19 protein-coding genes are annotated in these 21,052 nt (G+C 57.6%); 12 read left to right on the forward strand and 7 right to left on the reverse strand.

What is annotated here, in order from left to right; all coding sequences use genetic code 11:
* Positions 1–16: 16 nt before the first annotated feature.
* The 5 genes from rng to QPL98_RS04775 are packed head-to-tail and all read right to left on the reverse strand — an operon-like array spanning position 17 to position 4,517.
* The gene (rng, locus tag QPL98_RS04755; protein WP_011786169.1) at positions 17–1,498 is read right to left on the reverse strand and encodes a ribonuclease G; all 1,482 of its coding nucleotides are present in this window, start codon (positions 1,496–1,498) and stop codon (positions 17–19) included.
* On the reverse strand, positions 1,495–2,097 hold the full coding sequence (locus QPL98_RS04760; protein ID WP_303292811.1) for a nucleoside triphosphate pyrophosphatase: 603 nt from the start codon (positions 2,095–2,097) through the stop codon (positions 1,495–1,497). The genes rng and QPL98_RS04760 overlap by 4 nt, the downstream gene beginning before the upstream one ends.
* 4 nt (positions 2,098–2,101) lie before the next feature.
* Positions 2,102–2,578: a rod shape-determining protein MreD gene (mreD, locus tag QPL98_RS04765; protein ID WP_011786171.1), complete on the reverse strand. Its 477-nt coding sequence runs from the start codon at positions 2,576–2,578 to the stop codon at positions 2,102–2,104.
* Positions 2,578–3,444 carry a rod shape-determining protein MreC gene (gene mreC / locus QPL98_RS04770; RefSeq protein WP_303292903.1) on the reverse strand — a complete coding sequence of 289 codons (867 nt, stop codon included), beginning with the start codon at positions 3,442–3,444 and terminating at the stop codon, positions 2,578–2,580. The genes mreD and mreC overlap by 1 nt, the downstream gene beginning before the upstream one ends.
* Before the next feature lie 29 nt (positions 3,445–3,473).
* Positions 3,474–4,517, reverse strand: coding sequence for a rod shape-determining protein (locus QPL98_RS04775; protein WP_011786173.1), 1,044 nt, complete (start codon positions 4,515–4,517; stop codon positions 3,474–3,476).
* A 391-nt stretch (positions 4,518–4,908) separates the two neighbouring features.
* Here QPL98_RS04775 and gatC point away from each other — a divergent pair, with 391 nt between their 5' ends.
* The 3 genes from gatC to gatB are packed head-to-tail and all read left to right on the forward strand — an operon-like array spanning position 4,909 to position 8,161.
* Positions 4,909–5,196, forward strand: a complete 288-nt coding sequence (gene gatC / locus QPL98_RS04780; protein ID WP_303292812.1) for an Asp-tRNA(Asn)/Glu-tRNA(Gln) amidotransferase subunit GatC — start codon at positions 4,909–4,911, stop codon at positions 5,194–5,196.
* Between the two features lie 33 nt (positions 5,197–5,229).
* Complete coding sequence (gene gatA, locus QPL98_RS04785; protein ID WP_303292813.1) at positions 5,230–6,687, forward strand: Asp-tRNA(Asn)/Glu-tRNA(Gln) amidotransferase subunit GatA; 1,458 nt, start codon at positions 5,230–5,232, stop codon at positions 6,685–6,687.
* A 22-nt stretch (positions 6,688–6,709) separates the two neighbouring features.
* A complete protein-coding gene (gene gatB / locus QPL98_RS04790; protein ID WP_011786176.1) occupies positions 6,710–8,161 on the forward strand; it encodes an Asp-tRNA(Asn)/Glu-tRNA(Gln) amidotransferase subunit GatB in 1,452 nt (483 codons plus the stop codon).
* A gap of 203 nt (positions 8,162–8,364) precedes the next feature.
* Here gatB and rimO read toward each other — a convergent pair whose 3' ends face one another.
* Positions 8,365–9,732, reverse strand: coding sequence for a 30S ribosomal protein S12 methylthiotransferase RimO (gene rimO, locus QPL98_RS04795; RefSeq protein ID WP_114434194.1), 1,368 nt, complete (start codon positions 9,730–9,732; stop codon positions 8,365–8,367).
* A gap of 282 nt (positions 9,733–10,014) precedes the next feature.
* On the opposite strand from rimO, the gene QPL98_RS04800 reads away from it, so the two are divergent.
* The 4 genes from QPL98_RS04800 (at position 10,015) to QPL98_RS04815 (ending at position 14,321) form a co-directional block, all read left to right on the forward strand.
* Positions 10,015–10,437 carry a PilZ domain-containing protein gene (locus tag QPL98_RS04800; protein ID WP_014422121.1) on the forward strand — a complete coding sequence of 141 codons (423 nt, stop codon included), beginning with the start codon at positions 10,015–10,017 and terminating at the stop codon, positions 10,435–10,437.
* A gap of 168 nt (positions 10,438–10,605) precedes the next feature.
* The gene (gene cysD / locus QPL98_RS04805) at positions 10,606–11,520 is read left to right on the forward strand and encodes a sulfate adenylyltransferase subunit CysD (RefSeq protein ID WP_011786179.1); all 915 of its coding nucleotides are present in this window, start codon (positions 10,606–10,608) and stop codon (positions 11,518–11,520) included.
* A 1-nt stretch (position 11,521) separates the two neighbouring features.
* Positions 11,522–13,180: a sulfate adenylyltransferase subunit CysN gene (gene cysN, locus QPL98_RS04810; RefSeq protein WP_011786180.1), complete on the forward strand. Its 1,659-nt coding sequence runs from the start codon at positions 11,522–11,524 to the stop codon at positions 13,178–13,180.
* Between the two features lie 124 nt (positions 13,181–13,304).
* Positions 13,305–14,321 (forward strand): nucleoid-associated protein, encoded by a 1,017-nt coding sequence (locus QPL98_RS04815; RefSeq protein WP_011786181.1) that lies wholly within the window; start codon positions 13,305–13,307, stop codon positions 14,319–14,321.
* 7 nt (positions 14,322–14,328) lie between these two features.
* Here QPL98_RS04815 and trmH read toward each other — a convergent pair whose 3' ends face one another.
* Positions 14,329–15,063, reverse strand: a complete 735-nt coding sequence (gene trmH, locus QPL98_RS04820) for a tRNA (guanosine(18)-2'-O)-methyltransferase TrmH (RefSeq protein WP_011786182.1) — start codon at positions 15,061–15,063, stop codon at positions 14,329–14,331.
* Positions 15,064–15,405: 342 nt separating this feature from the next.
* On the opposite strand from trmH, the gene miaB reads away from it, so the two are divergent.
* The 5 genes from miaB to lnt all read left to right on the forward strand — a co-directional run bounded on the left by miaB (position 15,406) and on the right by lnt (position 21,034).
* Entirely contained in the window at positions 15,406–16,752 is a 1,347-nt protein-coding gene (gene miaB, locus QPL98_RS04825; RefSeq protein ID WP_303292814.1) for a tRNA (N6-isopentenyl adenosine(37)-C2)-methylthiotransferase MiaB, read from the forward strand.
* Positions 16,753–17,201: 449 nt separating this feature from the next.
* Entirely contained in the window at positions 17,202–18,188 is a 987-nt protein-coding gene (locus tag QPL98_RS04830; RefSeq protein WP_114434191.1) for a PhoH family protein, read from the forward strand.
* Positions 18,185–18,658, forward strand: a complete 474-nt coding sequence (gene ybeY, locus QPL98_RS04835; RefSeq protein WP_153741150.1) for an rRNA maturation RNase YbeY — start codon at positions 18,185–18,187, stop codon at positions 18,656–18,658. The genes QPL98_RS04830 and ybeY overlap by 4 nt, the downstream gene beginning before the upstream one ends.
* Positions 18,655–19,500, forward strand: coding sequence for an HlyC/CorC family transporter (locus QPL98_RS04840; RefSeq protein WP_011786186.1), 846 nt, complete (start codon positions 18,655–18,657; stop codon positions 19,498–19,500). Before ybeY ends, QPL98_RS04840 begins: the two co-directional genes overlap by 4 nt.
* Positions 19,490–21,034, forward strand: a complete 1,545-nt coding sequence (gene lnt, locus QPL98_RS04845) for an apolipoprotein N-acyltransferase (RefSeq protein ID WP_303292815.1) — start codon at positions 19,490–19,492, stop codon at positions 21,032–21,034. Before QPL98_RS04840 ends, lnt begins: the two co-directional genes overlap by 11 nt.
* The last annotated feature ends 18 nt before the right edge of the window (positions 21,035–21,052 follow it).

The following is a 21,052-nucleotide window of genomic DNA, read 5'->3' on the forward strand; positions in this document are numbered from 1 at the left end:
CCCTGCTGCTCAGGTGTCAGAGCAAAACAACGTCGTACTGTTCCTGGCTGTAGAAAGGCTCAACCTGGAAGCGAATGGTTTTACTGATAAAGGTTTCAAGGTCCGCAACGTTGTCTGACTCTTCATCCAGCAGGCGGTCCACCACCTTCTGGGACGCCATCACCAGGTAATTCTCCGCCTCATAGGCACGGTTAACGCGCAGGATTTCCCGGAAGATTTCGTAGCACACGGTTTCGGCGGTTTTCAGGAATCCCCGGCCGTCACAGATCGGACACGGCTCGCACAGAACCTGGCCCAGGCTTTCGGTGGTGCGTTTTCGGGTCATCTCCACAAGGCCCAGCTCGGAAACGCCGGTGATCTTGGTTTTGGCGTGATCCCGTTCCAGCATTTTCTCCAGCATCCGGTGCACCTGGCGCTGGTGTTCGGGATCTTCCATGTCGATAAAGTCGATGATGATGATCCCGCCCAGATTCCGCAGCCGAAGCTGACGACTGATCGCCCGGGCGGCTTCCAGATTGGTTTTGAAGATGGTCTCTTCCAGATTGCGGTGGCCCACAAAGGCACCGGTGTTGATGTCGATGGTCGTCATCGCTTCGGTCTGATCGATGATCACATAGCCACCGGATTTGAGCTGCACCTTGCGGCTCAGGGCTTTCTGGATTTCATCTTCAACCGAATACAGGTCAAAGATAGGCCGCTCACCGGGGTAGTACTCCACCTTGTCGGCAAACTCAGTGACGAACTCTTTGACAAACTCCATTACCCGCTGATAGCTCTCGCGACTATCAATACGCACTTTTTCAGTTTGCGGTCGGATCAGATCCCGGATGGTGCGAATAAACAACGGCAAATCCTGATAGACCACTGAGGGTGCCGGCGCTTTGGCAATGCGCTCCTGGATCGACTGGCTTAGCCGGTGCAGGTAGGTCATATCAGCAATCAGATCTTCGGCCGAGGCAGCCTCCGCCGCGGTGCGGATGATATAGCCACCCTGCACATCATCATGTTCCGCTGCGCCTTCCTCAATCAGGGATTTCAGCCGCGCGCGCTCATTATCATCTTCAATGCGCTGGGAAATCCCGACATGGCAAACGCCTGGCATGAACACCAGATAACGGGAGGGAATGGAAAGCTGGGTGGTGAGTCGCGCACCCTTGGTACCAATCGGGTCCTTGGTTACCTGCACCACCAGGGACTGCCCCTCCCGCAACAGGGTACGGATATCCGGCACGGTCCGGGGGGCGTCTGACGGTTCGTCGCCAGATGTCTGGCCACTGACGACGTCGGACGCATGAATGAAAGCCGCCCGTTCCAGGCCGATGTCCACGAACGCGGCTTCCATGCCGGGCAGCACCCGAACGACCTTGCCCTTGTAGATGTTGCCGACAATCCCCTTGCGACTGGTGCGCTCGATATAGGCTTCCTGCAACATGCCGTTTTCAACGAGGGCGACCCGGGTTTCCACCGGAGTCACGTTGATCAGGATCTCTTCACTCATGCTTGGCTCTCCTTACTGCATGGCCAGTGGCGCCAGACAGGGTCGCCGGCATCTGCCAATAACTCTGCGGTTTCCTGCAGGGGCAAACCCACCACAGCGCTGTAGCTGCCCTTGAGTTCCCGAACAAAGATACCACCAAGTCCCTGAATTCCGTAGCTTCCCGCCTTGTCCATGGGTTCACCGGTGGCGACGTAGGCGACAATTTCGGCTTCTGAGAGCTCCCGAAAGCTGACATCGGTGACCACCACCAATGACCGACACTTCTGCTCCTGCGCCAGAGCGATCGCGGTCATCACCTGATGGGTTCTTCCAGATAACCGGCGCAACATCTCACAAGCCTGAGTATCGGACTCCGGTTTCCCAAGAATCTCTCCGTCTACAACAACAGAGGTGTCAGACCCCAGTACCCGGGCACCCGGGGCCTCACCGGCAACACAAGAGGCTTTCTCCCGGGCCAGGCGCTCAACATAGTGCTGAGCCGCTTCACCCGGTTGCGGAGTCTCGTCTATCTCGGCAGGCGCCACCTGAAAGTCAGCACCGATCTGTCTCAGCAACTCAGCGCGGCGCGGTGATGCCGAGGCCAGAATGAGGCAGCTCATACAGTTATCCCAGTTTACGGTTGATTGTGTCCAGTACGCCACTGACCACAGGCCAGGCCAGAGCGCTCGTCAAGGCTGGCCACAAGTAGCTGAAACCGGCGCTTTCAGCACCCAGTAACTGTTTCACGAAATGTACCAGCATCTGGTTGATGCCCAATAACAGAAACACCATCAGGCACTGCTGGGGCAGCGGATACATCCGCAACCGCTGGTGAATGGTCAGCACCAGAAAGGCGATCAGGGCCATGCCCATGGCATTCACGCCCAGCGGGGTAGACTCGAGAATATCCAGTAACAACCCCAGGCACCAGGCCATCAGAATGCCAAACTGGGCCGGGGCGCGGAAGGTCCAGTAGAAGACAATCAGTCCGAGCCACTCCGGGCGAAACTGAAACCAGTCCACCGGGAACAGGGAGATACTCAACACCAACGATAACACCACGGTGATGGCGAACAGCGGATAACTGATGACAGACAACATCAGTTTGCCTCCTCGTTATCCGGGGCCGCCGGCCCATTTTCGGGCACCGAACGCTCTTCCGGCTGAAACACGATCAGCACCAGCCGGCTCTGGTTGAGGCGGGCTTTGGGCGCGGCCTGAATGGTCACAAAAGGCTCCCCCGGCTCTTTGACGATGGAACTGACCTCTGCCACCGGGTAGCCCCGGGGGAATCGCCCGCCAAGACCGGAACTGACCAGCATGTCGCCCTCGCGGATGTCAGCAGTATCCGGTACGTGAACCAGATCCAGCTCATCGGTTTCGCCGTTACCCAGCAAAATCGAACGCAGACCATTACGTACCACCTCAACAGGAACGGCGTGACTGCTGTCGGACACCAGGAGGACACGGGAGGTGAACTGGCTGGTCTGGATCACCTGGCCCATCAGGCCCTCTGCGTCCAGTACCGCCTGACCAGTCGTGACACCATCACTCTCGCCCTTGTTAATGATGATCTCGTGGGAGAACGGATCCGGGGAGACCCCCACCACTTCGCCCACAATGACCCGGTCATCCAGTACTTCGGAAGAATTCAGCAGCCGGCGCAGCTCGTTATTCTCCGACGCCAGAGCCGCGTACTTGAGAGCACGACGCTCCAGAATCAGCAGGCGGGTTTTGAGCTCTTCGTTCTCCTGCTGCAGATCATCACGGCTAACAAACAGGCCGGAAAACCAGTCAGCAAAGGAATATGGGGCATTGCCAAGCCAGTACACCGGTGCCAGACCGGTGGCAAGAGTGCTGCGGACGGTGGTGAGCTTGTCAAAACGGGCATCGGCAGCGATTAACGCTGCCGATAACAGAACGACGAGAAACAGCCGGAAACCGGGTACCGGCCCCTGGACGAATATGGTCTTAATGGCTTAGCCCTCCCACGGGGTTACCCCTCCTGGGAGAACATTCCGATGCCACCGCGATCAATCACTTCCAGGGCTTTACCGCCGCCACGGGCTACGCAGGTCAGCGGATCTTCCGCAATAATGACCGGCAGGCCGGTCTCTTCGCTGATGAGCTTGTCCAGGCCCCGCAGCAGCGCACCGCCACCGGTCAGCACAATGCCGCGCTCAGCAATGTCGGAGGCCAGTTCAGGCGGAGACTGCTCCAGGGCGCTCTTCACGGTCTGGACGATCTGGGCCAGGGATTCCTGAAGCGCGTCGAGAATTTCTTCGCTGTTCAGGGTAAAGGCCCGGGGCACACCTTCAGCCAGGTTGCGACCACGAACGTCGATTTCTCGCACTTCCAGGCCTTCATAGGCACAGCCGATTTCATGCTTGATACGCTCGGCTGTGGAATCGCCGATCAGGCTGCCGTAGTTGCGACGGACGTAAGTAACGATGGCTTCGTCGAACTTGTCGCCACCAACCCGGACGGATTCGGCATAGACGATGCCATTCAGGGAGATAATCGCGATCTCGGTGGTACCGCCACCGATGTCGACAATCATGGAGCCGCTGGCTTCTTCCACCGGCAGGCCGGCACCAATGGCGGCCGCCATGGGTTCTTCGATCAGGAACACCTCGCGGGCGCCTGCACCCAGGGCCGATTCGCGGATGGCCTTGCGCTCTACCTGGGTAGATTTGCTGGGCACACACACGAGTACGCGGGGGCTCGGGGTAATGAAACTGTTTTCATGCACTTTGTGAATAAAGTGCTGGAGCATTTTTTCGGTCACGACGAAGTCGGCGATCACACCATCTTTCATGGGACGGATGGCGGTAATATTGCCCGGGGTGCGGCCCAACATGCGTTTGGCTTCGGACCCGACGGCAGCGACCATTTTCTGGGAGTTATTGGTGCGAATGGCCACGACAGAGGGTTCGTTAAGTACAATGCCGCGTTCGCGCACGTAGATAAGGGTGTTGGCGGTGCCCAGGTCGATGGACAGGTCGCTTGAGAATAAGCCTCGGAGTCTTTTGATTAACATTCGTGTTGTTTCAACCTGAGAGTTGCGGTTGCAGAAAAGAATGCGGCAACTTTAGCAGTGAGCACCTACTCAGGCAAGGCGCCATCGGGGCTTCGGGGCTTACCATTCTCACATTTTATGGCTTTAGACGGGGCCAATGTTGCGCGCGGTTCTGCTAATATGTCGGGCTTTGTTGTCGCCAGGATTCCGCGCGCAGTTAACCGTGGAGCATGGCTGCTTGTGAGGATGGCTTTCCAAAACACGCTCCTTCGGCACATCCCTGTGTCGCTTGAGCTCCGCCATCCATGGCTTCGCACAGTTTTGGAAAGCCATCCTCACAAGCATCCCCATACGTTATTCCTGGCTTCTAACCTGACATTAAATTGTTTTCACACACGCTTTTGGAGGCAACGTGAGCATTTCCCGCGAGGACATCGAGAAAGTTGCCGTGCTCGCCCGCATCAAGGTGGACGGCGAGCAGGTTTCGGCTCTGGAAAAGGATCTGGGCAATATTCTGGATCTGGTGGATCAGTTGAGTGCCGCAGATACCGATTTAGTGGAGCCCATGGCCCATCCGCTGGATGCGGTGCAGAAGCTGCGGCCGGATGTGGTTACCGAAACCAATCAGCGGGAGGCGTTCCAGGCGATTGCGCCGGCTACCGAGGATGGGTTGTATCTGGTGCCCAGGGTTATTGAGTGATTTGGTCGTCCATCAGAAATTTCGGGATTTATCATGCATAACAAGTCTGTAGCAGAGCTTTCCAGAGAGCTGGAGAGTGGCAGGATTTCGAGCGTGGAGCTGACGCAGCAGTTCCTGGACCGTCTGAAGACAGAAGACGGCAAGTACAACAGCTTTATTACCATCTCCGATGAGCAGGCATTGGCCGAGGCCAGGGCTGCAGACGAGATGCGGGCGGCGGGTAAGGCCACGGTGTGGACCGGGGTGCCCTTTGCTCACAAGGATATCTTCTGCACCAGCGGCATTCGCACCAGTTGCGGGTCGAAAATGCTGGATAATTTTGTACCTCCCTACGACGCGACCGTGACGGCTAACTTCAAGGCGGCTGGCGCAGTGTGCCTGGGCAAGACCAACATGGACGAGTTCGCCATGGGCTCGTCTAACGAGTCCAGTTTTTATGGCGCCGTGACCAACCCCTGGGGCCTGTCCGGTGGTGACAAGCGGGTACCGGGTGGTTCATCCGGTGGTTCTGCGGCTGCGGTAGCGGCACGACTGGTGCCGGCGGCGACGGGCACGGATACCGGTGGCTCAATCCGTCAGCCGGCGGCATTGTGTGGCATCACCGGTTTGAAGCCGACCTATGGCCGGGTATCCCGGTACGGGATGATTGCCTTTGCCTCTTCCCTGGATCAGGGCGGGCCGATGGCGCGCACGGCAGAAGATGCCGCGCTGATGTTGAATGTGATGGCGGGGCACGATCCGAAGGACTCCACCTGCATTGACCGGGAAGTACCGGATTACACGGCCACCCTGAACGAGCCGCTGAAGGGCCTGAAGATTGGCCTGCCGAAGGAATACTTTAGTGACCAGCTGGCTCCGGCTATGGAAGAGCAGGTTCGTAACGCGATTCGCGAGTATGAAAAGCTGGGGGCGACGGTAAAAGAGGTGTCGCTGCCCAACGCCAAGCTGGCCATCGCAGCGTATTACGTGATCGCCCCCGCTGAGGCGTCCGCCAACCTGTCCAGGTTTGACGGTGTTCGTTACGGCTACCGCTGCGAAGACCCGAAAGATCTGATGGATATGTACACCCGCAGCCGGGCTGAAGGTTTCGGTAACGAGGTGAAGCGCCGGATTCTGGTGGGCTCCTACGCCCTCTCCGCCGGTTATTTCGATGCCTATTACCTGAAGGCCCAGAAGGTTCGCCGGCTGATCCAACAGGATTTCATCAACGCGTTCAAGGAAGTAGACGTGCTGATGAGTCCGGTGTCGCCGACACCTGCATTCAGGCAGGGCGAGAAGAACACCGATCCCGTATCCATGTACCTGGAAGACGTGTTCACCATCGCCATTAACCTGGCGGGCATTCCGGCCATGTCAGTTCCGGCCGGGTTTGTCGACGGTTTGCCGGTGGGGCTGCAAATCATCGGGGATTACTTCTCCGAGACCCGCCTGCTGAACGCCGCCCATCAGTTCCAGCAGGTGACCGACTGGCACCAGCGTGAACCTCAATAAGCCCGGATTAGGAGACGAACACATGCAGTGGGATATCGTGATCGGGCTGGAAATTCACGTTCAGCTCGCCACCCAGACCAAGATTTTCTCCGGCTCCAGCACCGCTTACGGTGCCGAGCCCAACACCCAGGCCAACGCGGTTGACCTGGCGATGCCCGGCACCCTGCCGGTACCCAACGAGCAGGCGTTCCGCTACGCGGTGATGTTCGGCCTGGCAACCAATGCCGAAATCGGCCGGCGCTCGGTCTTCGAACGCAAGAACTACTTCTACCCGGACCTGCCCAAGGGCTACCAGACCACCCAGCTGGCCCAGCCCATCGTTGGCCCCGGCTATGTCGACATCGACCTGGCCGATGGCAGCACCAAGCGCGTGCGCATTCACCACGCCCACCTGGAAGAAGACGCCGGCAAATCCCTGCACGAGGATTATCATGGCATGACCGGCATCGACCTGAACCGCGCCGGCACACCGCTGATTGAGGTGGTGACCGAGCCGGATATGACCAGCGCCGAGGAAGCCGTGGCTTTTGCCAAAAAGCTGCACAGCATTGTTACCTCGCTGGGTATCTGCGACGGCGATATGTCCCAGGGTTCCATGCGCTTTGACGTCAACATCTCTCTGAAGCCAAAAGGCTCCGACACCCTGGGCACCCGCACCGAGACCAAGAACCTGAACTCGTTCCGGTTCATGGAACAGGCCATCGCCCACGAGGTGGAGCGGCAGATGGATATCCTGGAAGACGGTGGCGTGATTGTGCAGGAAACCCGCCTGTACAACGGTGACCGGGACGAGTCCCGCTCGATGCGCACCAAGGAAGAAGCCAACGACTATCGCTACTTCCCCTGCCCGGACCTGTTGCCGGTGGAAATCGACGATGCCTTCATCGAAGACGCCCGCAGCCGCCTGCCGGAACTGCCGGACGCTCGCAGGGCGCGTTTCAAGGAGCAATACGGCCTGAACGACTATGACGCTGGCATCCTGTCTGCCGACGCCAAACTGGCTGCATTCTTCGAAGAAACCGTGGAACACGGCAAAGATGCCAAGCTGGCCGCCAACTGGATTCAAGGCGAGTTCTCCGCGCGCCTGAATGCGGAGGAGAAGTCCGTCGCCGAGGCGCCGATTACCGGCGCACAACTGGGCGCCATGGTGACCCGCATCGCCGATAACACACTGTCCTCCGCCGGTGCCAAGAAGGTGTTCGAGGCGCTATGGACGGGCGAAAACAACGATGTCGATGCCATTATTGAAGCCAAGGGCCTGAAGCAGGTGTCGGATACCGGCGCCCTGGAATCCATGGTTGATGAGGTGCTGGCCGGCATGCCGGATCAGGTGGCTCAATACCAGAACGAGGAAGATCCGAAGAAGCGCAAGAAGATGCTTGGTGGCTTCATGGGGCCGCTGATGAAGGCTTCCAAGGGCCAGGGTAACCCCAAGCTGTTCAATGAGATTCTTGTTCGCAAGCTTGGCGGCTAGCATTGGCGTGGGCCATCTTGTTTTGGCCCTAGCCTTCGGATTGTGGGGAGGGGTGGGTTTGGAGCCCCTTCCCAAAAACCGCTACAAGCACATCCCTGTGCGCTTCTCTCCGGCCATCCATGGCCTCCGACATTTTTGGGAAGGGGCTCCAAACCCACCCTGCCAGACCTTTTTGCGATAGTTCGCTGACACGATGCCGACAGTCAGATCAAACGTGCCCAAAGGTCATGCTCATCGGCATGCTCTACGACAGCCTGCACAATCTGACCGGGAACGAGTTCGGTTTCATCGTTCAGGTAGACCATGCCATCAATCTCTGGCGCATCGGCCTTCGAGCGACCGATCGCACCCTCTTCATCAACTTCATCAATCAACACATCAATGGTACGACCGATTTTCGCCTGAAGACGCGCCGCTGAGATTTCTGCTTGCTTGGCCATAAAGCGAGCGAGGCGTTTCTCCTTCACCTCCTCGGGGACCGCACCTTCGAGCTCGTTCGCCGGCGCCCCTTCCACCGCGCTGTAAGTGAAGGCACCCACTCGATCCAGCTGAGCCTCGTCCAGCCAGTCCAGCAGGTACTGGAAGTCTTCCTCGGTTTCCCCCGGGAAACCAACGATGAAGGTGGAGCGAATGGTCAGTTCCGGGCAGATTTCCCGCCACTTCCTGATGCGCTCCAGAGTCTTGCTGTCATGGGCCGGGCGTTTCATGGCCTTGAGCACTTTCGGGCTGGCATGCTGGAACGGGATGTCCAGGTACGGCAGGATTTTGCCTTCGGCCATCAGCGGGATGACGTCATCCACATGGGGATAGGGATAGACATAGTGCAAACGCACCCAAACCCCCATCTCACCCAGGGCTTCACACAACGCCTGCATTTTTGTCTTTAACGGGCGCCCCTGCCAGAAACCGGTACGGTATTTGATGTCTACGCCGTAGGCGGAGGTGTCCTGAGAGATCACCAGAATTTCCTTTACTCCGGCATCCACCAATCGCTTGGCTTCGTCCATGACCTCGCCAATCGGGCGACTGACAAGGTCTCCCCGCATCGAGGGAATAATGCAGAAGGTACAGCGGTGATTACAGCCTTCCGAAATCTTCAGGTAGGCATAATGGCGCGGCGTCAGCTTGACGCCCTGAGGTGGCACCAGGTCCACAAACGGGTCATGCTCTATCTTCGGGGGCACATACTGGTGGACGGCACCCACCACTTCCTCGTAGGCCTGGGGGCCGGATACTGCGAGCACGCCCGGATGGGTTTCACGGATCCGGTCGGCCTCAACCCCCATGCAACCGGTGACGATGACTTTACCATTCTCACTGATTGCCTCACCAATGGCGTCCAGGGATTCCTGCTTGGCGGCATCTATAAAACCACAGGTGTTCACCACCACAATATCGGCGTCATCGTAGGTGGGCACCACATCGTAGCCGTCCAGGCGCAACTGGGTCAGGATACGTTCAGAATCTACCAGCGCCTTCGGGCAACCAAGGCTGATAAAGCCTACTTTTCCGCTCTGGGGCGCGTTTTGCGTTTTCTCGGTCATAAAAGCCTGCAGGATGTCCGGAGCCATGCTCCCGATGAGTGTAGCGGGCAATTTTACCTCACGACCGGAAGAACTGCAGCAGTCGCACCACCTACTCCGCCACCACAAATCCGCTGACGCAGATCAACTTACCGACTAAAACTGTGACACCGTGTTCAGAATTTTGTAGTAAAAGTGCCACAATTACCGACAGGATTCTTGCTGTTCACTTTTTAAACAGCTAAACTTTCAATCGTTTATGTGTTTTTCTGGAAGGCGTTTATGGGAAAGGCAACTTCTTTTCAAACCACACATGCCAGAAGAGTGAACATGAAACCTCTTGCCGCCAAACCCAATCTGCGAAACCAGCAGCGGGTGGACGTTTCAACCGACATTACGATCGAAAAGCCGGATGGCTGCTGCCTTACCTGCCAGGTGTCCAACCTGTCCCGCTCAGGCGTGATGCTCTCCTGTGATCAGGACACCGTCAAACAGCTGGTTCCGGGCCTGAAAACACCGGCCCCCGGCCACTGGATCGAAGTCAAAACCCGTTTTTCGGTGCCCGTCATTGCAAACCAGCCGGTCACGGTGCTCGCCGACGGGAACATCGTACACATGCGTCGCATTGCCCGGGACGAGTTCCAGATTGGTATCCAGTTCTGTGAATTCGAAGGCAACGGCTTTGACTATGTCGATCGTTATGTTGCCAAACTGCTTTCGGACGCACGTAATCCCTCCAGCGAAGCTCACTGACGGAAGCCAGTGGCGACGTCGCTGGCGTTTACCCCCGCCTCCAGACACCGGCGAAGGCTATATTATTAGAACCTGAAATTCTTACAGCATTCCTTCTTATACCCTAAGCTGCTCTGATATAGTTGTTCATCTAAATTACAGCCATTACTTCGCCCTCCATGGCAACGGATGAACATGACCACATATAACCTCACCCATCTCAAACAGCTGGAAGCCGAAAGCATCCACATCATTCGGGAAGTGGCCGCCGAGTTCGACAACCCGGTCATGCTTTACTCCATCGGCAAGGATTCTGCCGTGATGCTGCATCTTGCCCTGAAAGCCTTCTACCCGGGCAAGCCACCGTTCCCGTTGCTTCACGTGGATACCACCTGGAAATTCCGGGACATGATCTCGTTCCGGGACCATGTAGCGGAGAAGTTCGGGCTCGACCTGATCGTGCACATCAATGAAGAAGGCGTGAAGCAAGGCGTCGGCCCCTTTACTCATGGCAGCGCCAAGCACACCGACATCATGAAAACCCAATCCCTGAAGCAGGCCCTGAACAAGTACAAGTTCGACGCCGCCTTCGGGGGCGCCCGCCGGGACGAAGAAAAATCACGTGCCAAGGAGCGGGTATATTCCTTCCGTGACGAACACCACCGCTGGGACCCGAAGAACCAGCGCCCGGAGCTCTGGAATATTTACAACGGCAAAGTCAACAAGGGCGAAAGCATCCGTGTCTTCCCGCTGTCCAACTGGACGGAGCTGGACATCTGGCAATACATCTACCTTGAGAACATTGACATCGTTCCCCTCTATTACGCAGCCGTGCGGCCCGTGGTAGAGCGCGATGGCACCCTGATCATGGTAGACGACGACCGCATGCCCCTGAAAGAAGGTGAAAAGCCGATGATGAAATCGGTACGCTTCCGCACCCTGGGCTGCTATCCGCTGACCGGCGCCATTGAATCCGAGGCCAACACCCTGCCCGACATCATTCAGGAAATGCTGCTGGCCACCAGCTCAGAGCGGCAAGGCCGGGTGATCGACCACGACTCAGCGGGCTCCATGGAACAGAAAAAGCGGGAAGGGTATTTCTAACATGTCACACCAGTCTGATCTGATTGCAGAAGATATTCAGGCTTACCTGAAGCAACACGAGAACAAGGAACTCCTGCGCCTGCTCACCTGCGGCAGCGTGGATGACGGCAAGAGCACGCTGATTGGCCGGCTGTTGCATGACACCAAGATGATCTATGAAGATCACATGGCCAGCCTGAAAACTGACAGCGCAAAAATGGGCACCACCGGCGAAAAACTGGACCTGGCACTGCTGGTGGACGGCCTTCAGGCCGAGCGGGAACAGGGCATTACTATTGATGTCGCTTACCGTTATTTCAGCACCGACAAACGCAAGTTCATCATTGCGGACACCCCGGGCCATGAGCAGTACACCCGCAACATGGCCACCGGCGCATCCACTGCGCAACTGGCCATCCTGATGATTGATGCCCGCCACGGCGTACTCACCCAGACCCGCCGGCATTCCTATATTGCCTCGCTACTGGGCATCCGGCACATCGTGGTCGCCGTGAACAAAATGGATCTGGTGGACTTCAGCGAAGAGCGCTTCAATGAAATCCGCGACGACTACCTGGCCTTTGCCTCACGACTGGGCCTCAAGGACATCCGTTTTGTTCCCATCTCGGCGCTGGATGGAGACAACGTCGTCAACAAGAGCGAGAACACCCCCTGGTTTACCGGCCAGCCGCTGATGGAAATTCTGGAAACGGTGGAAGTGTCCCGTGACAAGAACCTGGAGCATTTCCGCTTCCCGGTGCAGTACGTGACCCGTCCGAACCTGAACTTCCGCGGCTTCTGCGGCACCATCGCCTCTGGGGTGGTTCGCCCTGGCGATGCAGTGATGGCCCTGCCCTCACGCCGTACCAGCAAAGTAAAGGAAGTCGTGACCTTCGACGGCAACCTGGACGAAGCCTACATCGACCAGGCGGTCACCCTGACCCTCGAAGACGAGATCGACATTAGCCGTGGCGACATGCTGGTGAAGGTGGAGGACGAACCGGAAGTCCACAACCGCTTCAATGCCAACATTGTCTGGATGACCGACGCACCGCTGGAAACCGGCCGGCTGTATGACATCAAGCTGGGCCCCACCTTTACTTCCGGTACCGTGAAGAAAATCCACCATCAGACCGATGTAAACACGCTGGATCAGCAAGCCAATCCCAGCCAACTGGCCCTGAATGAAATCGGCCTGTGCGAACTGACTCTGAACCAACCGGTCGCGTTCGACGCCTATCAGCGTAACCATGCCACCGGCAGCTTCATCGTCATTGACCGCCTGACCAACGTAACCATCGGGGCGGGCATGATCGCAGGCCTGGCCGATGGCCTGGAATCCCTGGACCCGGTCACCGCCGAGGAACGCGAACGACGCCTGGCCCAGAAGCCGGCCATCATCGCCTGTAACGGCAAACATGGCCCGGAACTGGCGCTGGCCGTTGAGCGAGCTCTGTTCGATCAGGGCAAGACCGCCGTCGTGGTATCCGAAGAAAATGCGGGCGACGCAGACGAACGCCGTCGGGTAGCGCAGTTGCTGACCGCTCACGGGCTGGTAGCCATTGCCGTGAACCTGGGTTCGGACATTGCCAACGCCAGTGCCAACGCAGAGAACGAAGCTGACATTCCCGGCGCCGTCTCGACACTGGTCCAGGAACTGATTCGCAGCAAGCGAATCTGATTTCCATACCCGCCCATTGAGAACCCCGGCCCGAACGAAGACGTCGGGACCGGGGTTTCTTTCTCTGCCAACCGTGGCACAATCACGCTCCGCCAAGCCGACTGAATCTGACAGGAGCTGACCCATGGCCATCAAACACCTGCGCACCGCCTTCGCAAGCCAATACCAGCCGGGCCAACCTGCCCGCCTCGTAGCGGGCGAGGCCCTGCAGGAACCGGGCGGCGACTACGAAGCCCTGCACAAGCAGATGAAGCGCCTGTTCAACAGCAAACCCGGCAAGAAATATGGCCGCTTCTCAGACGACATCGGCGAATGCCCCTTCAGCGCCTGGCTCAAAGACTACCTGGAAGACAAACAGACCTTCGCGGCCATGACCGACCGTCTTTTCGGCCAGTGGCAGGAACTGCTGACCGGTAGCCAGGAAGAATTTGACGGCCACCTGATGATCGTACACGACGCCCTGGCCGATGCCGAAGTGGTGTACCTGTTTATCCTGGAAACCGACAGCGCCATGCGCTTCGACGGCAGCCAGAAACTGGACGCCACCGACGTACTCAGCCTGTCGCGCCTGAACCTGGCCGTGCGAATTGAACTGGACGACTGGCGCAACGCCAACGGCAGCGAAAACTACATGACCCTGATCCACGGCCGCGGCACCGGCGACCCCGGCGAACTGTTCATCCGCCTGTGCGCCTTCACCAACAGCGTGGACGTGGAAAAGGAAACCATGACCTTTCTGGACGCAGTGGAAGCATTCGCCAAAACCAGCGAACCGGAAAAAGCCGGCGAAGTGCGCGCCAAGGCCTACGAATTCTGCAAAGACCAGCACGCCCTGGGCGAGCCCGTGGAAATCGAAGCTCTGTCGAATTACCTGGACGAAAGCCAGCCCCAGCGCTTCAAGGAATTCGCCAGCCAGAACGCGGAACTACCGGAAACCGGCGTACTGCACCCGGACCACCGCAAGGTCAAAAAACTCGTGCGCATCGCTGGCTCCGGCGGAGGTATGAGCGTGTCTTTTTCGTCGGACCTGGTGAACCAGGCGGTGTACTACGACCGTGACAAAGACGCCCTCACCATCACCCGCCTGCCCAAAGCGCTGCGAGAACAACTGCAACGGTACCTGGAAGCCCGCGAGGACTGATCCAAGCTCAGTCCTCTGCTACATTTTCCGGCTGATCGTCCCACCGGGGGCGATTGGCCCTGAGCTTCCTGACCTCCTGCATCCAGCCCACGCCATCGATCAACTCCCCGGTTTCATGATCAATAGGCGGATACGGCAGGTTGCGATCATCACAGTACCGCTTCACTGTTGGCTGGCACCAACAGAACAGCAGACGGTTGTACTCGTCATCGGGCATCCGTCGCTGATCAAACATACCTGCCAGCTTCCGCTGACGCTGGGCTTCGGAAAGGATAATCGAGCAAGCTGAAGACACATTCAGCGATTCCACCATTCCCATCATCGGAATCACAATATGCTCATCCGCCTGCTCGGCGGTCACCGGGTTCACACCGTCCACTTCGTTACCCATGATAATCGTGCACGGCACGGTGTAATCCACCTCCCGAAAATCCACCGCCCGGTCTGACAATTGCGCCGCATACAGCTTGTGCCCCTGGGCCTTCAGCTCCGTTACCGCGTTATCCATGGTCGGATGGGTATGCGTTGTTACCCAATGAAAGCTGCCACCGGCTGTCTTACGAAATGCCCGAAAACCCTCCTTGGGCCAGACCACGTGCATATTGGCCAGGCCGAAGGCATCGCAGGACCGAATAATGGCCGACAGGTTTCTGGGTTTGTGCACCTGATCCGTCAGCACCCGCAGGTCGGGTTGACGGGTGTTGAGGACTTGCTTGATTCGGGCGAGGCGTTCGGGAGTCATAAGTAAATTGGCTAGCGATGATTTTCCGGCTCCCACAAACCAACAATCAAGCTTGTAGAATCCAGTACAGGTGTCTGGGAAGGGTTTTGGGGTGGGCTTTCCAAAAATTTCGAAGGCCATGGATGGCCTGAGAGAAGCGCACATGGATGTGCTCGTAGCGGTTTTTGGAAAGCCCACCCCAAAAGCCTTCATGCACATAAGCGGCGAATAATAGCACAGAGCCAAATGAGGAATACCGAGACAACGGTGGTTGAAGATTAAGCACCCCGTTATAATACGCAGTCCATTTTTGCCAGCGCCCCACTCCACCCCGGCGCCAACACACCAAACTACGTGAGACCCATGGCCAAGAAGCTGTACATCAAAACCCACGGCTGCCAAATGAACGAGTACGACTCTGCCCGCATGGCAGACCTGCTCAAAACCGGCGAAGCGGTCGAAGTCACCGACAACGCCGATGACGCCGACATCCTGCTGCTGAACACCTGCTCCATCCGCGAAAAAGCCCAGGAGAAAGTGTTTCACCAGCTTGGCCGCTGGAAAAGTCTCAAAACCAAAAAACCCGACCTGATCATCGGCGTCGGCGGCTGCGTCGCCAGCCAGGAAGGCCAGGCCATCATCGACCGGGCGCCCTACGTGGATATGGTATTCGGCCCGCAAACCCTGCATCGCCTGCCCGACATGATCACCGAAGTACGCACCAAGGGTAATGGCATTGGCGTGGTCGATGTCAGCTTCCCGGAGATCGAAAAATTCGACAATTTGCCTGAGCCCGGCGCCGACGGCCCCTCTGCGTTTGTCTCCATCATGGAAGGCTGCAGCAAATACTGCACCTTCTGCGTGGTGCCCTACACCCGTGGCGAAGAAGTCAGCCGCCCGGTGGACGACGTCATCGCCGAAGTGGCCCATCTGGCCGCCCAAGGCGTGCGCGAAGTAAACCTGCTGGGCCAGAACGTCAATGCCTACCGTGGCGAAACCCACGACGGCGACCAGATGGACCTGGCAGAACTGATCGAAGTCATCGCCACCATCGACGGCATTGACCGCATCCGCTACACCACCTCTCACCCGGTGGAATTCAGCGATGCGCTGATTGAAGTCTACGAGCGGGTTCCCGAACTGGTCAGCCACCTGCACCTGCCCGTGCAGAGCGGTTCTGATCGCATCCTCGCAGCGATGAAGCGAGGCCACACGGCGCTGGAGTATAAATCCAAGCTGCGCCGCCTGCGCAAGATTCGCCCGGACATCAGCTTTTCCTCGGATTTCATCATCGGCTTCCCGGGTGAAACCGACAAGGATTTCGAGGACACCATGAAGCTGATTAACGACATCGGCTTCGACATGTCCTTCAGTTTCATCTATAGCGCCCGCCCGGGTACACCGGCGTCTGACTTGCCGGACGATACGCCGATGGAGGTGAAGAAGCAGCGGTTGAGCATTCTTCAGGATCGCCTGAATCAGAATGTGATGGATATCAGCCGGAAGATGGTGGGTTCTACTCAGCGGATTCTGGTGACTGGTTTGTCCAAGAAGGATCCGGGCGAGTATGCGGGGCGTACCGAGAACAACCGCATCGTGAACTTCCGCCACGAGAATCCTGAGGTGGTTGGTCATTTCATCGACGTAGAAATCGTCGAGGCCTACCCGAACTCTCTTCGTGGTGTGCCGGTTAGTTCCGAGTTGTTTTAGGCTTCGGCACCCATGTGCTCTTTGTGTGGCGTTGGGAGGCGGGCTGGATAAGCCTCCCAAAAACCGCTACGAGCACATCCATGTGCGCTTCTCTACGGCCATCCATGGCCTCCGACATTTTTGGGAGGCTGATCCAGCCCACCTCCGCGTATCATGCAGTAGCATGCCAGTAATACCTGGACAGGCTTTCAAATTATTCCAGAGCGCAGAGAAAACCGACGCCGCTGAAATGTTCCTCCGCTTGTTTTTTCCTTTCGAGCCTGCACATAGTCAGAAAGGACGGTGCGTGGTTATGCTTCCACAGACTGTTGAGGGCCAGGGACGGCCCGAAACAAGCGCACAGGGATGTGCCCGTAGCGTGTCTGTGGAAGCATAACCACGCATCGGCCATACTCCACCCATAGAAATGCTCACTCCCAACCAGGGGAGTCCAACGAAACGGAGCAAGATTGAACACTCACGATACCAGACAATTTGACCTGCACCCGGTGGACCAGCGCCGCCTGGCAACCTTGTGCGGACAGTTTGATGAACACCTGAAAATGATCGAACAGCGCTTGCAAGTGAAAGTCGGCCGGCGCGGGCATCATTTTCGGGTGGAAGGCAGCACTGAGAACGTAGCGGCGGCAACCGAGGTTATCCGGCATCTGTACCGGGAAACCGAGGCCAGTGATGACATACCACCCGATACCGTGCACCTGTTCATCCGCGAAACCGGCCTGGAACGGCTGCCGGATGATGTGCCTTACGATGAAGGCCAGGTCACTGTTATCAAGACACCGAAGCTGACCGCCAAACCCCGTGGCCGGAATCAGCAAAAGTATGTGCATAACATTCGCACCCACGACATCAACTTCGGCATCGGGCCCGCGGGTACCGGTAAGACGTGGTTGGCCGTGGCTTGTGCTGTCGAGGCTCTGAAAGACGAGCAGGTGAAGCGTATTCTGCTGGTTCGGCCGGCGGTGGAAGCCGGCGAGAAGCTGGGCTTTTTGCCTGGCGATCTGGCCCAGAAGGTGGACCCGTACCTGCGCCCGCTCTACGACGCACTATACGAAATGCTGGGATTCGATCAGGTCACCCGCCTGATCGAGAAAAGCGTAATCGAGATTGCCCCCCTGGCATTCATGCGCGGCCGCACCCTGAACAACTCGTTTATTATTCTGGACGAAAGCCAGAACACCACCCGGGAGCAGATGAAGATGTTCCTGACCCGGATAGGCTTTGGCTCTACCGCGGTCATTACCGGCGATACCACCCAGGTGGACCTGCCCCGCGGACAGAATTCCGGGCTGATTCATGCCGCCAGCGTGTTGAGCAAGGTCCCGGGCATTGGCTTTACCCGTTTCAACGCCAAGGATGTGGTGCGTCATCCCCTGGTTCAACGCATTGTTGAAGCCTACGATTCTTTCGACGACGGGAGTGCCACAGGCCAATGAGCAAGGTAACTGTGGACCTTCAGATGGCGTTTGACGGCACGGGCGTACCCAGCGAGGCGTTGTTTGAAGCCTGGGCAGAGGCGGCGTGGCAGGATGAGAATCCAACCGAAGTAACCATCCGTATTGTCGATAACGACGAGAGCCGTGAGCTGAATAACCAATACCGGGACAAGGACAAGCCTACCAATGTTTTGTCCTTCCCATTTGAAGCACCAGCGGGTATAACGGTGCCATTGGCCGGAGATCTCGTGATTTGCGCGCCAGTTGTTGAACAGGAAGCGCGGGAGCAGAGCAAAGACGCTGTCGCCCACTGGGCCCATATGGTGGTGCACGGTATGTTGCATCTCCAGGGCTACGATCATATTGAAGATAATGAAGCCGAGGTCATGGAAGCCCTCGAGATCCGGCTGCTCGCGCAGCTCGGATTTGCTAACCCTTACGAAGCAGAGGAAACGGAACCAGACTCATGAGCGACGATCAGTCGAGTCGCAGTCAGGGCAACAAGTCCTGGCTGGAGCGTATATCACAGGCCTTTTCCAGCGGGCCTGAGTCCGTCGAGGACGTGCTGGAAATCCTGCGGGATGCTGAATCCCAGAGCATTATTGATGCTGACTCCATGAGCATCATTGAAGGCGCCATGCAAGTGATCGACATGCGGGTGGACGAGATCATGATCCCCCGATCCCAGATGATCACCGTAAAGGCATCTCAGGAACCCAAAGAGTTCCTGCCCGAGATTATGTCTTCCGCCCATAGCCGCTTTCCGGTCATCGGCGAGAGCCAGGATGACGTCATCGGGGTACTGCTGGCGAAAGACCTGCTTCCTCTTGCCCTCAACAACGATCTGAACTGGAACCGCATCCGCGAAATCCTGCGGCCGCCCACCTTTGTTCCCGAAAGCAAGCGTTTGAACCAGCTGCTCAAGGAGTTCAAGGAAAATCGTAATCACATGGCGATTGTGGTGGATGAGTACGGCGGAACCGCTGGCCTTATCACCATCGAAGACGTGCTGGAACAGATCGTCGGTGAAATCGAAGACGAACATGACTTCGATGAGGAGACCCATATCAAGGCCCGGGGCGACGGGACCTTTGCGGTGAAGGCCGTGACGCCCATCGATGATTTCAACGAATTCTTCGAGACAGACATGGATGAAGAAGAGTTCGATACCATTGGCGGCCTGGTACTGAAAGAATTTGGACACCTGCCCAGACGGGGCGAAACGGTTGAATTCGGCGGCTTGCAGTTTACTATTGCCAACGCCGATAACCGAGTCATCCGTCTGTTGCAGGTAACCCGCAGTGAGTCATGATCCACAGCACCCGCCACTGAAACTCCCGTTCACCACCCGAAAATGGCTGGGCGCCGCAATCCTTGTGATTGCCGGCGCTCTGCAAACACTGACCTTCTCGCCATTCTATCTGTGGTGGCTGGGGCCCCTGTCGGTATTTCTGATCCTGCTGGTCACCGTCCATCAGGCGCCGGACAAGCTGTTCCGCTCCGGCTGGCTGGCCGGGCTTGGTCTGTTCGCCTCCGGTGCCAGCTGGATTTACGTCAGCATCAGCGAGCACGGCAATACTTCGGTACCTCTGGCCATTGTACTCATGGTCCTGTTTATTGCCGGGCTGGCCCTGTTCCATGGGCTGGCGTTCTGGTTCTGGGGCAAACTCGCCAAAGACAGCGCACCACGCCGACTCTTGCTGTTCCCTGCCATCTGGATTCTGGGTGACTGGCTGCGCGGCTGGCTGCTGACCGGTTTTCCATGGCTTTATCTGGGCACCGCCCACACCGACGGCCCCCTGGCCGGGCTGGCGCCGCTGACTGGCGTGCATGGCATTACCTTCTGGATCACCGTTACCGCAGTGGCTGCTTACGGCGCCTGGTGGCTGTTCAAACTTGAAAGGAAGGTCACTGCTGGCGCCGTTCTGGTAGCAGCTCTGCTGCCCTGGCTGATCGCCCCGGCCATGAACAAAGCTGACTGGACCGAGCTCAGCGAAGAGCCCGTCAGCTTTGCGGCGATGCAGGGCAACATACCGCAACAGATCAAGTGGGATCCTGATTTCCTGCGCGATCAGATTGTGGCTTATTTGGGCATGACTGAAGCGCACTGGCAAACCGACCTGATCCTCTGGCCAGAAACAGCCATCCCCATTCCGCAGGACCAGGCTGGCAAGGTCATTGATCATATCCGGGAACAGTTAGGAGAAAACAGCACGCTGATCACCGGCATCCCCTGGTATGGCTACAGCGGCCAGATTGAAGACTACACCTTCCACAACAGCATTATGGCCATCGGCAATGGCGACGGCATGTACCACAAACAGAAGCTGGTGCCCTTTGGCGAATATGTGCCACTTCAAGGTCTGCTGCGGGGGCTGATCGGTTTCTTTGACCTGCCCATGAGTAGCTTCACGCCTGGGCCAGAGCAGCAAGCGCCGCTGGTCGCCAATGGCATGAAAATCACCCCTTACATCTGCTATGAAGTGGCCTACCCCGATTTCGTGGCGTTTAATGCCCGCAACACCGATCTGCTGCTGACGATCAGTAACGACGGCTGGTTCGGTGATTCCATCGGGCCGCTGCAACATCTGCAGCTTGCCCGCATGAGAGCCCTGGAGACCGGCCGCTACATGCTGCGGGGCACCAACAACGGCGTCACTGCGATCATCAATCACAAGGGCGAGATTACCGAGCGCATCCCACAGTTCGAGCGCGCGGTACTGACCGGTGAGGTATTTACGGCAACCGGGAGCACACCCTACATGCAAACAGGATCCTGGCCGGTGCTGACGCTGGCGATCATCCTGATTGTGTTCATCCGAGAACGGGTGATTCCGAAAAACTGAGCACCCTGAGCCTGCTGC

The sequence above is a fragment of the Marinobacter sp. ST-43 genome, assembly GCF_030541085.1.
GTDB classification, from domain to species: Bacteria; Pseudomonadota; Gammaproteobacteria; order Pseudomonadales; family Oleiphilaceae; genus Marinobacter; species Marinobacter nauticus.